At 42.3% G+C, this 12,838-nt stretch carries 14 protein-coding genes; 1 reads left to right on the forward strand and 13 read right to left on the reverse strand.

What is annotated here, in order from left to right; all coding sequences use genetic code 11:
• Positions 1 to 21 precede the first annotated feature (21 nt).
• The 3 genes from sdaAB to ACWF5P_RS20855 all read right to left on the reverse strand — a co-directional run bounded on the left by sdaAB (position 22) and on the right by ACWF5P_RS20855 (position 2,943).
• Positions 22 to 684, reverse strand: a complete 663-nt coding sequence (sdaAB, locus tag ACWF5P_RS20845) for an L-serine ammonia-lyase, iron-sulfur-dependent subunit beta (protein ID WP_101224620.1) — start codon at positions 682 to 684, stop codon at positions 22 to 24.
• 207 nt (positions 685 to 891) lie between these two features.
• Positions 892 to 2,562, reverse strand: a complete 1,671-nt coding sequence (locus ACWF5P_RS20850; protein ID WP_230177530.1) for a DAK2 domain-containing protein — start codon at positions 2,560 to 2,562, stop codon at positions 892 to 894.
• An 18-nt stretch (positions 2,563 to 2,580) separates the two neighbouring features.
• Entirely contained in the window at positions 2,581 to 2,943 is a 363-nt protein-coding gene (locus ACWF5P_RS20855) for an Asp23/Gls24 family envelope stress response protein (protein ID WP_034313762.1), read from the reverse strand.
• 252 nt (positions 2,944 to 3,195) lie between these two features.
• Between ACWF5P_RS20855 and rpmB the strand changes: the two genes are divergently transcribed.
• A complete protein-coding gene (gene rpmB, locus ACWF5P_RS20860) occupies positions 3,196 to 3,384 on the forward strand; it encodes a 50S ribosomal protein L28 (protein WP_034313767.1) in 189 nt (62 codons plus the stop codon).
• 187 nt (positions 3,385 to 3,571) lie between these two features.
• Here the strand turns inward: rpmB and spoVM are convergent, their stop codons facing one another.
• From spoVM to def, 10 genes are all read right to left on the reverse strand, one after another.
• Positions 3,572 to 3,652: a stage V sporulation protein SpoVM gene (spoVM, locus tag ACWF5P_RS20865; RefSeq protein WP_034313769.1), complete on the reverse strand. Its 81-nt coding sequence runs from the start codon at positions 3,650 to 3,652 to the stop codon at positions 3,572 to 3,574.
• 122 nt (positions 3,653 to 3,774) lie between these two features.
• A complete protein-coding gene (locus ACWF5P_RS20870) occupies positions 3,775 to 4,428 on the reverse strand; it encodes a thiamine diphosphokinase (RefSeq protein ID WP_427574075.1) in 654 nt (217 codons plus the stop codon).
• A 103-nt stretch (positions 4,429 to 4,531) separates the two neighbouring features.
• Positions 4,532 to 5,179 carry a ribulose-phosphate 3-epimerase gene (gene rpe / locus ACWF5P_RS20875; protein ID WP_101224617.1) on the reverse strand — a complete coding sequence of 216 codons (648 nt, stop codon included), beginning with the start codon at positions 5,177 to 5,179 and terminating at the stop codon, positions 4,532 to 4,534.
• 1 nt (position 5,180) lies between these two features.
• Positions 5,181 to 6,062: a ribosome small subunit-dependent GTPase A gene (gene rsgA / locus ACWF5P_RS20880; protein WP_452445224.1), complete on the reverse strand. Its 882-nt coding sequence runs from the start codon at positions 6,060 to 6,062 to the stop codon at positions 5,181 to 5,183.
• Between the two features lie 23 nt (positions 6,063 to 6,085).
• Positions 6,086 to 8,119 (reverse strand): Stk1 family PASTA domain-containing Ser/Thr kinase, encoded by a 2,034-nt coding sequence (gene pknB, locus ACWF5P_RS20885; RefSeq protein WP_434169056.1) that lies wholly within the window; start codon positions 8,117 to 8,119, stop codon positions 6,086 to 6,088.
• 5 nt (positions 8,120 to 8,124) lie between these two features.
• The gene (locus ACWF5P_RS20890; RefSeq protein WP_452445225.1) at positions 8,125 to 8,874 is read right to left on the reverse strand and encodes a Stp1/IreP family PP2C-type Ser/Thr phosphatase; all 750 of its coding nucleotides are present in this window, start codon (positions 8,872 to 8,874) and stop codon (positions 8,125 to 8,127) included.
• 4 nt (positions 8,875 to 8,878) lie between these two features.
• Positions 8,879 to 9,973 carry a 23S rRNA (adenine(2503)-C(2))-methyltransferase RlmN gene (gene rlmN, locus ACWF5P_RS20895; RefSeq protein ID WP_101224613.1) on the reverse strand — a complete coding sequence of 365 codons (1,095 nt, stop codon included), beginning with the start codon at positions 9,971 to 9,973 and terminating at the stop codon, positions 8,879 to 8,881.
• Positions 9,973 to 11,325, reverse strand: a complete 1,353-nt coding sequence (gene rsmB / locus ACWF5P_RS20900; protein ID WP_101224612.1) for a 16S rRNA (cytosine(967)-C(5))-methyltransferase RsmB — start codon at positions 11,323 to 11,325, stop codon at positions 9,973 to 9,975. The genes rlmN and rsmB overlap by 1 nt, the downstream gene beginning before the upstream one ends.
• Positions 11,312 to 12,271, reverse strand: coding sequence for a methionyl-tRNA formyltransferase (gene fmt, locus ACWF5P_RS20905; RefSeq protein ID WP_452445226.1), 960 nt, complete (start codon positions 12,269 to 12,271; stop codon positions 11,312 to 11,314). The genes rsmB and fmt overlap by 14 nt, the downstream gene beginning before the upstream one ends.
• Positions 12,268 to 12,753: a peptide deformylase gene (def, locus tag ACWF5P_RS20910; protein ID WP_101224610.1), complete on the reverse strand. Its 486-nt coding sequence runs from the start codon at positions 12,751 to 12,753 to the stop codon at positions 12,268 to 12,270. Before def ends, fmt begins: the two co-directional genes overlap by 4 nt.
• Positions 12,754 to 12,838: the final 85 nt, after the last annotated feature.

Here is a 12,838-nt window from a genome sequence, read left to right on the forward strand (position 1 = left end):
TAAGTGGAAACGATTGCCCTATTAATCCACAATCCTCGCTACTTGAGTGATGTCGGGGAGTGCTGTAATTTCAGCGATGACGTGATCCTCCAAGTTTTGGTCCACTTCAATCGTCATCAAGGCCATCTTCCCTTTTTCTTTTCGGGAGACTTCCATCTGGCCAATATTGATTTGATGCTTGGCTAAAATGTTTGAAACATTTGCGATGGCACCGAACCGATCATCATGAACGACGAGTATGGCAGGGTTGTGCCCGGAGAGCCTCAATTTAAACCCGTTCAGTTCGACGATTTCGATTTTTCCCCCGCCTATCGATATTCCGACAAGTTCCAGTTCACCATCATCATCACCAACCGTTATTTTTGCTGTATTGGGATGCTCCGGTACGGCTTCTTCTTCCCGAAAAGTAATTTTCATCTTTTTTTTACGGGCTATTTCCAGCGATTCTTTGATTCTCTCATCAAATGTATCAAAATCAAGTAAGCCTCCTACAATGGCTACATCCGTTCCATGGCCTTTATAGGTTTTGGCAAATGATCCGTAAAAAGAAATGTGGGCCCATTTTGGTTCCCGGTCGAATAAATTCCTGGCAACCCTGCCAATCCTTGCAGCTCCTGCTGTATGGGAACTAGAGGGGCCGATCATAACAGGACCAATTATATCGAATACACTTCTAAATTTCATGACTTGCTCCTCCTTCTATACACTGGGAGTCAGTTTAATAATAAAGCGTGATACATTGTAATTACAATTAAGCTGTCCGTAATCCTTCTTTTCATAAAAAATAAAACTGCATAGCCTAATGACATATGCAGTTTATTGCCTTTTATTTTTTTCAGGACCCTCAAACATTGTGACGATTAAGTCTCCCTCATCTTCATTGATCTCTACTTATTCAATTGAAAAAATGAAAGAATATAAAGGTTGTTTCCCATTATGCACTTCAACTTCAACGTCTTCGAAATTCTCATTACAAAACGCAACAAGACTTTCGACATTTTCAGCAGTGGCATCTTCTCCATATAAAATGGTAAGGATTTCTGAATCTTCGTCAATCATATCGGAAAGAAGATCTTTTGCCGCTTGGGTCATGTCTTTATCCTTCACTTTGATGGTGCCTTCAGCAATTCCCATGAAGTCCCCGGTCTCGATTGCAAGACCGTCAATGTTGGTATCCCGGACAGCATAAGTAATCTGGCCCGTTTTCACATGCGAAAGGGCTTCGATCATCGCTTTTTTATTCTCTTCAGCATCAAGTGAAGGGTTGAAAGCCAGCAATGCAGCCATTCCCTGTGGTACTGTTTTCGTTGGGATGACAGTCACATGATCCCCAAGTACATCTGCAGCCTGATTGGCCGCCATGATGATATTTTTATTGTTAGGCAAGATGATCACATGATCTGCATATGCCTCTTCGACAGCTTTAACGATATCCTCTGTACTAGGATTCATCGTTTGTCCGCCTTCGATGACGGACTTAGCGCCGATGCTTTTGAATAATTCGCTGATGCCAGCACCCATCGCCACTGACACTACAGCGTACTTCTCTTTGGTGGACGGTTTAGTTTGAAGCGGTGTTTTCGTCTCACCTACAATCGCAGTATGCTGTTCACGCATATTATCGATTTTCATTTTTATTAAGCTACCATATTGCTGTCCATAATTCAGGCACGTACCAGGCTGTTCAGAGTGAATATGTACCTTGACGACTTCATCATCTGAGATGACTAATAAAGAATCTCCGTATTCACTTAAATCATTTCTGAATTTTTCTTCATCAAATGATTTATTGACAAGTTTTTCATTTTCCAATCGGACCATGAATTCCGTGCAGTAGCCATACACGATATCTTCCGTGTTCATATGCCCTTGAACATTCATGTGATGTTCGGCATTGATCATGTCATCCATGCTTGGGCCATTTGCAGGTCGGACTGGAAGTGCCTCACCTTTCAGCTCAGCAAGGAAACCTTCATAAACGAATACCAACCCTTGCCCGCCGCTATCAACGACTCCCACTTCTTTTAAGACTGGAAGAAGATCCGGTGTACGTTTTAATGAGGCATTGGCCTCCGTAACGATTTCTTCCATCACCTGAATAAGGTCTATATGCTTTGCTGCTGATGAAACCGCTTGCTTGGCTGCATCTTTTGCAACCGTTAAAATGGTTCCTTCAACAGGTTTCATAACGGCTTTATAAGCTGTCTGAACCCCCGCTTCAAAAGCTTGGGCAAATTCTTCACTATTGATTTCCGATTTATGTTCAATCGCTTTAGCAAAACCGCGGAACAGTTGCGAAAGGATAACTCCCGAATTGCCGCGTGCTCCCATTAGCAGTCCTCTTGAAAGTGAGGCACCCACTTTCCCGATGTGTTCCTGGACGTTATTTTGCACTTCCTTCGCACCCGAAGTCATCGATAAATTCATATTCGTTCCTGTATCCCCATCTGGAACAGGGAAAACATTCAACGCATCAACCATTTGGGCATTAGCCGCTAAATGGTTGGCACCTTGAATGATCATTTCTGCAAAGCGCTTTCCGTTCAAACTTGTAATTGACACAAAACTTTCCTCCTATACTTAAGGGTTCGTCACACGAACTCCCTGTACAAAAATGTTGACGGAATCAACAGCTAATCCTACAGTTTTGTCCAGGGTGTACTTTACCTTTGATTGCACATTATGTGCAACTTCCGAGATTTTCGTTCCATAACTTACGATAATATACATATCGATATGAACTTCTTCCTCTTCTTGTCGGACAATTACACCTTTAGTAAAGTTTTCTTTTCTTAAAATTTCGGCAATGCCGTCTTTAAATTGTTTTTTGGAAGACATTCCTATAATTCCGTAGCAATCCACGGCTGCGCCGCCTGCTACAGTAGCGATAACCTCATTAGAGATATCAATTTGTCCATACTTCGTTTGTAATTCGATAGACATTTTCTTTTCCCTCCCAAAAATCAAATCAACTAAAGACATTTTACTATAATGTCTATGGTTTTAAAAGTAAATGTCTTACGGTACTATATATAATTCAATTTTGAAGTATGTATGTCAAGGTTTTTTTCTTGAAAGTAATTAACTGAAGTATTGCATTCTAACGGTAGGTATGATAAATTATTAAAGTATTTTACAAAGACTTAAGACGACTGCGAAAAACTTAAGCTTGTTGTAGTTAGGAGGGAATTTGACATGGCACGTAAATGTGTAATCACTGGAAGAAGAACTCGTTCTGGTAACAGCCGCTCTCACGCAATGAACGCTAGCAAGCGTACATGGGGCGCTAACCTTCAAAAAGTACGTATTTTAGTTGACGGTAAACCTAAACGTGTATACGTTTCTGCAAGAGCTCTTAAATCGGGCAAAGTAGAACGCGTATAATGTTACGGCATCCTCTTAGGATGCCTTTTTACTTGTAATGGCCAGTATTTAATGGGGATGGTTTCAATTCGTTGATCAGGTCTTTCCTGCATCAAGGAGGGAGCCTTCACCCATTAATGGATGGCCGCCCCTTTTTACCGAAAAAATAACACCTCCCTTAATTTGAGAGGTGTCATGGAGATAAGTATCAGCCTTTTTTAAACGCTCCGAGCATAGCCCTTACCAAACTGCCCAGAACTTTTGGCAATTTAATCGTATAAAATTTCATCATGCCCCTCCTCTTTGCATCCCACAATTAAAGATGAAGTGGAATTTTTCTATTACAACATAAGCTTTTAAGCGGATATAGGATGATCGTAATTATATCCGAATCTGCTCTAAGCATGAATTTTAATCACTGCTTCTTATCACCATTAATATGCCTTTCTCAAATGAAACATTCCCAGATTCGGAAATTAGTTCATTGCTGATGCAAAGCGTCGAACCTATTTCCAAGCTTGCATCATCCAGCGGGTATTTGAAACCCGAAAGTGTAATACCGGTGACTTCAGCCGTTACGGGGAGCAATGACAAGTATTTCTTATCTTTCAAAGCAGTGACCTCATATGAACCTGCTGTCTTTACCGTGAATATATTTTGCCGATCGACTATGTATATATCCATATCGCCATGATGAGGGAGGACACTTTCTTTTTGGAGCAGCTGGATATTCCCAAGAAAATGGTCCATTCTTCCCCCTGTTGCGCCCAGAATGTGAATTTCACTTGGCTTTTGCCCTATTGCCCATTTAAATGCGATCTCTAAATCAGTTTCATCCTTTTCCGAAGAATATAGATTGATTTGTTCCAGCCTTTGCTCAATTTTCCTGTATTCACCTTCCGAAACTGAATCAAAATCCCCAAAACCGAATCTAGGTTCGATACCTTTTTCAAGCAAAGACCATACTCCCCTGTCAACCCCGACCCAAAGGTCAGTCTTCTCCTTATACCATGTCAGATCCGGCCAAAAACATTCCGGACCTCCAGCCATAATACTAATAATCATCGAAATCATCCTTTTCTTTACATATTCATATCAAAGATCCCCTATGTTTGATTGATAAAAAAAGCCGATCACCATCATACGAATATGATAGTGTCGGCTTATATCACTTTCCCCGAATCTTTTGAATCGCTGCGTTTCGATCTTCTTGATTATATATTGCCGAGCCAGCCACAAGGATTGTCGCCCCTTGTTCAATACATAGTTTAGCCGTTTCTTCATTTACTCCACCATCAATCTCTATTTCCAGATTTTGATTATACATTTCCGCCATCGCCTTCACTTCGGCAATTTTGGGAAGAACGGATTTAATGAACTTCTGTCCGCCAAAACCAGGATTGACCGTCATCAACAATACCATGTCAATATCTTCGATTATAGGTTGGATCAATGAAGCTGGAGTGGCTGGATTAAGCACCACGCCTGCCTTTACACCAAAAGATTTAATCAATTGGATCGTCCGATGCAAGTGTGTGCATGCCTCTACATGAACAGTTATATAATCGGCTCCTGCTTTCGCAAAGGCCTCGATATAACGATCTGGTTGTTCGATCATTAAATGAACATCAAGCGGAAGCTTTGTTATGGGACGGATAGCATCGACAATTAGTGAGCCTATCGTTATATTCGGCACGAAATGCCCATCCATGACATCTACATGGATTAAATCCGCTCCGCCCCTTTCCACATCAAGAATTTCTTCTCCCAATTTTGCAAAGTCAGCTGATAAAATGGATGGTGCGATTTTAACCATTTTAATACCTCGGCTTTCTATCTCTGATTTCTTCTAGGAATTGCATATAATGTTCATATCGATAACGTGGAATTTCCCCGGCATCAACCGCTTCCTTCACTGCACACTTTGGTTCTTTATCGTGCAGGCAGGCCCTGAATTTACAGTCTTCCCCATGCTTATGCATTTCCGGGAAGCAATAGGATAACCTTTCAGCTTCCATTTCCATGAATTCAAGTGAACTGAACCCTGGAGTATCCGCGACAAGTCCAGAGCCGATATGAATCAATTCAACGTGGCGGGTGGTATGCTTCCCACGTCCCAGGTGTGAAGAAATATCATCCGTCTTTAAAGCCAATTCAGGATTGATTGCATTCAGCAAAGACGATTTCCCAACACCTGACTGCCCGGCAAATACACTGGTTTTTCCTTCTAAATACGGCACTAGTTCTTCAATTCCTCCAGCGGTAACAGAAGATGTTTCCAGGACAGTATAGCCAAGTTTCTGATAGTCCTTGATATACTGAGACAATTTCTTTTGGTTTTCAGCTGTAACCAAGTCCAGTTTCGTCACCACGATAATCGGTTCAATTTCGTTATCTTCAATCAGTACGAGGAATCGATCAAGCAATGCCGGACTGAAATCAGGTTCTACTGCCGAAAAGACAAGGATTGCCTGGTCTACATTCGAGATTTGCGGACGTATCAATTCATTCTTTCGCGGTTTTATTTCGGTCACGGTCCCGTCCGTTTTATTTTCCGCTTCAAAAACAACATAATCACCCACGAGCGGGTTTACCTTATTCTTCCTGAACAGGCCCCTTCCACGGCATTGATAGACCTCTTCACCATCAAGGACATAATAAAATCCACTTAATGCTTTGATAATTTTTCCTTCGGGCATAACCACACTCCTAATTAATAAAATTATTCTGGATATGAGACGGATTCGTCAATGATGACCTGATTGTCCCGCATGACTTTATATCCTGCTTTCTTATCTGGGGTAACCATTAATTCGATCGTTCTCTTCGCATCTTGCAATATATAGAATGTTTCTTGTGGCTCCGTCATGCTATTGTCGATATCCTCGATGAAAATTTGTATTTTTTGTGTTTTGCCTGGCTCAACAGGATCATACTCGATTTTGATTTCCTCCGTTACACTCTTGGGAGGGATTTCTTCTTTCCCTTTTGAAATGACCACTTTCACAGTACTGCCCTTTTCCACCTTCGTAGCAGGTTCCGGTGACTGGGAAATGACAAGCCCCTCCGCTACGGAATCATCATAGATTTCTTCTTCGACATCGATCTTTATACCACTTTCACTGGAATAATCATCCAGTCCAGCTTTATTGAATCCAGTTAAGTTCTTCAAGCTCAGGAGATCTGCCCCTTTACTGACCGTTAGCTCAAGCTCCGTTTCGGATGGTACGACCTCAGTGGCACCCGAGGGCGTTTGTTCAATGATCGTGCCGGCTGCACTGTCATCATATTTTTCGGTCACGCTTATGTTTTTGAATCCCATTTTCTCAAGCAGGGATTTAACATCAGAGTAGTCTCGACCTTCATAGCTTGACAATGAAATCGTCTCTTTACCAATGCTTTGATAAATATCGATGACTGCACCTTCCTTGACCGTCTTACCTTCCTTAGGGTTGGTTTTGATCACAAGACCAGCTTCAACCTCTTCATCTTCAATCTCGATCGTATCTCCAACCTTCAAATCCAATTCAAGCAATTCAGTAATGGCATCATCCAATTCTTCCCCTTTAAGGTCTGGGATCGTCACTTCCTTCGAGACAAGGAGGGGGGGTACAACAGTGACAGATAAAACAGCAAGCAGGGCGAGAACTAAAAAGGTGGTCACCAGGATTGCAGGCATGTTTCTTCGTTTTTTACCTTTATGATCCGACTTGTTTTTTTGTTTTTTCTGTTTCTTTTGTTTCTTCTGTTTCTTTTTCGATTTACTCTCTGCTTCAGAATCAGTTTCCTCATCATCCACATAAACTAAAGTGTTTTTTTCAGGACCCCTTATGATTGTCTCATCGACGCTGGAAAGCTGATCGTCCGTTATGACGGGGATGGCTTTTGTTGCATCATGATCTTCGGGAATGGCAAAAGGCAGTTCATTTGAACGCTCAGGATTAAGCGACGTCCGTATATCATCTTCCATCGAGTCTACGCTCTCATAGCGGTAATATGAATCTTTGGCTGTCGCTTTCAAGATAATATTTTCCACACTCTGGGGTATTTCAGAGTTCCAGCGTTTTGGCGACGGAGTTTCTGATTGTAAATGTTTAAGAGCAATCGACACGGCTGATTCACCCGAAAATGGCAATCTTCCCGTCAACAATTCAAACATGACGATGCCAAGTGAATAAATGTCCGACTTCTTATTGGCCATACCGCCTCTGGCCTGTTCAGGAGATAAATAATGAACCGAGCCCAAGACTGCGTTGGTCTGCGTTATGTTTGTTGCACTTAGTGCCAATGCTATGCCGAAGTCCGTAATCTTGACGGTTCCTTCTTTATCAATCAAAATGTTCTGTGGCTTGATATCACGATGAATGATCCCATTATGATGGGCATGGGAAATCGCTGCCGTAATTTGCCTCATGATATCCAAGGCCTCATCAACTGGAATTGGATAATATTTTTGTATGTATTGCTTAAGTGTAAATCCGTCAACGTATTCCATTACAATATAATAGATGGAATCTTCCTCACCAACATCATAAATGCTTACGATATTGGGATGGGCCAAACTGGTTGCCGATTGGGCTTCCCGATTGAAGCGCTTGATGAACTCTTCGTCATTATTAAAATCCATGCGAAGGATTTTCAATGCGACATCCCTATCCAAGATCATATCCCTTGCTAGGTAAACATTCGCCATACCGCCGCCGCCTACCATCTCGAGCAGCTTATAACGGCCGTTGATTCTTCTACCAATCAACATTCAATTCACCTGCTTTCACTTTCTTCAGTAAATTGAACAAGCACAAGTGTGATATTATCTTCCCCACCATAGTGATTGGCCTTATCTATTAATGAATTCGCCTTTTCTTCAAGTGACTGTCCATTGGTTACCGTTTCTTCCAGTTCCTGTTCACTCACTTTATTCGTCAATCCATCCGAGCAAAGCAACAGTAAATCATTTTCTTCGAAGATGACCGTCATAATGTCCATTTCCACTTGCATTTCTGTCCCCAAGGCTCGTAATAAAACATTTTTCCGTGGATGGTTTTCGGCATCTTCCTTCGAAATCTGACCGGAACGGACCAATTCGTTAACGAGTGAATGATCTTCCGTGACCTGCTTAAAACCGCTCTCATTATACAAATAACACCGGCTGTCCCCGATGTTGGCAATCGTAGCAAACTTGTCGGTGCAAATGGCTGCAACAATGGTGGTACCCATGCCCTTACATTCCGTATTCGCTTCTGCATGTTTAAAAAGCAACTGATTGACCGAGAAGATTTGCTGCTTCAGCCAATCCTCGGCCTCATTTGCCGTTTCGATTCCGGTTGATGCTTCCCAGCCCTTTTTCAGAAGGTCTATCGTCATTGCACTGGCTACATCCCCGGCGCGGTGGCCGCCCATGCCATCTGCAACGATGGCAAGGCGTACGCCTTCCGAGTTCTTAAAGATTCCGCCATTATCTTCATTATGCTGGCGGACTTTTCCACGGTCTGTCCTAAATATTGCCCTCATAGGGTCACCTCGTCTCTTCTTTGCGCTCCTTGGCCCGAAGCTGGCCGCAGGCTGCGTCAATATCACTGCCTTGTTCCCTTCGGATCGTTACATTAATGCCGCGCTTCTTCAATGTTTTTTCAAACTCAAAAATTTGGTCCCGAGGTGTTCGTACATAGTTGCGTTCAGGCACATAGTTAACCGGTATTAGGTTGACATGGCATTTTATCCCTTTTATTAAAGCTGCTAATTCTTCAGCGTGCTCCACTGTATCATTCTCGCCACCGAATAGACCATATTCAAAACTTACACGGCGACCTGTTTTTTCTGTATAATACTTGATTGCTTCGATCAAGTCTGGAAGTTTGTATGCCTTATTGATCGGCATCAATTTACTTCTCAATTCCGTATTCGGTGCATGAAGGGAAACAGCAAAGTTTATTTGCATGCTTTCTTCGGCAAACTTATAGATCTTAGGAATGATCCCACTTGTGGAAACGGTAATATGACGTGCCCCGATGTTCAAGCCCTTTTCATGGTTTATATTCTTCAAGAATGACATCATATTATCGTAGTTATCAAACGGTTCACCTATACCCATGATTACGACAGAACTAACACGTTCTTCCGATTCGTCAAGTGCTTGCTGAACTTTTACGACTTGGGCAACTATTTCCCCTGATTCAAGATTCCGCTTTAAACCGCCTAATGTCGACGCACAGAATGTACAGCCAATTCTACATCCTACCTGTGTTGTCACGCAAATGGAGTTTCCGTATTCATGGCGCATCAGTACCGTTTCTATCGAATAACCATCTTGGAGTTCAAATAAAAACTTCATCGTTCCGTCATTGGACGTTTGCTGAATCAAGGTTTTCAAAGTTGTGAAGGTGAATTGCGCTTCCAGCTTATCCCGTAATGATTTCGAAAGGTTGGACATATCTTCAAAACTGGAGACACGTTTTTTATAAAGCCAGTCATATACTTGATCGGCCCGGAATGCCTTTTCTCCATTTTGAACAAGCCAATCTTTAATTTGGTGTAGCTCCAATGAGTAAATCGATGGTTTTTCTGGTGTCGTATCTTTTCTTACTCTAGATGATTTAGTGATTTCTGCCATTACAGCACCTTCTTTCTAAAACTCGCAATAAAGAATCCGTCACTGCTAAAATATTGCGGAAAAACTTGCAGCGTATGACCCTCGATGAATGGCTGAACGCTTTCAGGCATTCTTGCGGACAAGGTTGCATCGCTTTCAAAATCCGGGTGGCTTTCCAAAAATGCTGCAGCGACTTTGTCATTTTCTTCTTTATCCACCGTACAGGTACTATATACTAACCGTCCGCCTTGCTTAACAAGCGGGGCAGCCGATTCCAATAATTGTTTTTGTATACTTGAGAGTTTCATTATATCATCTTTTGTTTTAGTGTACTTTACATCAGGCTTCCGGCGCATGACTCCCAACCCGGAACATGGTGCATCGATCAGGACCCTGTCAAAACCTTCCTTATTGAAGTGTTCTTGCACTTTTCTGCTATCAAGGGCCATTGTCTTAATATTGTTTCTGAGCTTTAGGCGCTCCGCCTGCTCTTTAATGAGCTTGACCTTATGCTCATGAAGGTCGAGAGCATATACTTGTCCAGTGGTCAAGCCTTCTGCGATATGGGTCGTTTTCCCTCCAGGTGCGGCACAGCAATCGAGTACAGCATCATTTTCATTCGCACCCAATGCATGGGCAACAAGCATTGAACTCTCGTCCTGAATCGATAAATAACCCAATTTATAGCTTTCCGAATGAGCAAGATTCCCTTTGTAGCTGACAATTGCTTCGGGAATGACCTCACTTGCTTCAACATCATATCCTTCTTCCGTTAATATGCTGATCAGTTCACGGCGTGAAATCTTTTTTAAATTAACCCGACCCGTCTGTAATGGCGCAGTTAAATTGATTTCACACATTTCCTTGGTTTTTTCATAGCCAAATTGCTCTACCCAACGCTTTACAAGCCAAATTGGATGACTTACTTCTATGGAAAGCCGTTCCAGATCATCTTTAATTTCATCTAAAGAAGGAACACCATTCCTTTGGATGTTACGGAGGACGCCATTGACCATTGAAGATGTACCCTTGTGTCCGCGTTTTTTGGAAATTTCGACAGCCTCGAAAATGATTGCATGATCAGGCACTTTATCTAAATAGACCATTTGATAAACGGAAAGCCTAAGTAAATTAATGACCCAGCTTTGCGTTTTTTTAGGCTGTTTAATATATGGGCTCAAATAATAATCCAAAGTCATCTTACGCTGTATGGTACCGTAACTTATTTCTGTAAGCAAACCGCTGTCCACGACGGATAACTGGTGCTTTTTAATCAAGTTGTTCAATAATAGGTTACTGTAGGATTGGTTTTTCTCTACAGATTCCAAAATATCGAGAGCGATTTCACGTACTCCCTTTTTAGTTTGCTTCATTCTGTTCTCCTAACTTCATGCCTGCTTTAATGAACGATCCGGCTCCGCGCAAGTAATCTTTCGCCGGCATTTTTTTCTTTCCTGAAGGCTGCAGTTCTGTAACCAGTATTGCCGTCTCATTGCCTGTCGAAACGATGAAACCATCATTTTGTACATCAATGACCGTGCCCGGCGCAGCCTGATTGCCATCTTCCAGTTTCTTTACCTGCCAAATCTTCAAAATGGACCCTTCTAAGGTTGTATAAGCAACAGGCCAAGGATTCAGGCCGCGTACATGGTTATAGATGTCTTCTCCTGATTTCGACCAGTCGATTCTTTCCTCTGACCGCTTGATGTTAGGTGCAAAAGACGCTCTAGCCTCATCCTGCTTGATCGGCTGTAACTCCTCATTAATAAGTTTCGGAAGTGTCTCTGCAAGTAAATCCGACCCTATCTTGCTTAATTTATCATGCAGCGTTCCGACATTATCTTGTTCTTCGATAGCAACTTCTGCCTGAGTCAATATATCACCGGCATCCAATTTTTCCGCCATATACATGATGGTTATCCCAGTCTTTTCTTTCCCCTGTAAAATGGAATAATGAATGGGCGCCCCACCACGCAGTTCTGGAAGCAGGGAGGCATGTACATTAATACATCCGTACTTAGGGGCATCCAGCAATTCATTCGGAAGGATTTGTCCGAAAGCCGCCGTCACCACCAAGTCAGTATTCAAGGAGATGATTTTTTCAAGTTCTTCTTTTTCACGGATTTTTTCGGGCTGATAAACGGGAATCCCATGCTTTTCGGCTTCGACCTTAACTGGAGGCGGCGTCAGCACTTTTTTGCGGCCTACTGGACGATCGGGCTGTGTGACAACAGCGATCACATCATACCCTTCATCAATGATTCTTTTCAATACCGGCACTGAAAAGTCCGGTGTACCCATAAATATTATTTTCGTCATTCTTCTCCATACCTTTCTAACTCTTCTTCCGAAATATACCGGGAAACCTTACTTGTAAATAAAACTCCTTGCAGATGGTCGATTTCGTGCTGAAGGGCCCTTGCAAGGAAATCTTCCGCTTCTATCTCGAAAAAAGATCCTTTTCGGTCTTGTGCCCGGACTTTGACACGGTATGGACGCGTTACTTCGCCATATAAACTCGGGAAGCTTAAGCATCCTTCAACACCTGTCTGTTCGCCTTCCATTTCCAGCACTTCCGGATTAATCAGTTCGATTGCACCTGATCCTTCCTCTATTTCAACGACGGCCACTTGCTTTTTCACGCCAACCTGAGGTGCTGCAAGTCCAACGCCATCCGCCTCCACCATCGTTTCATACATGTTATTTAACAGCTTTGCCAACTTTTTATCAAAACTTGTTACTTTATCGCATTTTTGTTGTAAAATTTTTTCAGGAAACAAGACAATCGGTAAAATAGCCAAAATTAATGGTAACCTCCTAGATATGAAAAACAGCACTTCATTATATAAAAACGCAAGCTGTGACAGCTCGCGGTAATCATCCATC

Source organism: Peribacillus sp. NPDC055009 (assembly GCF_053608705.1).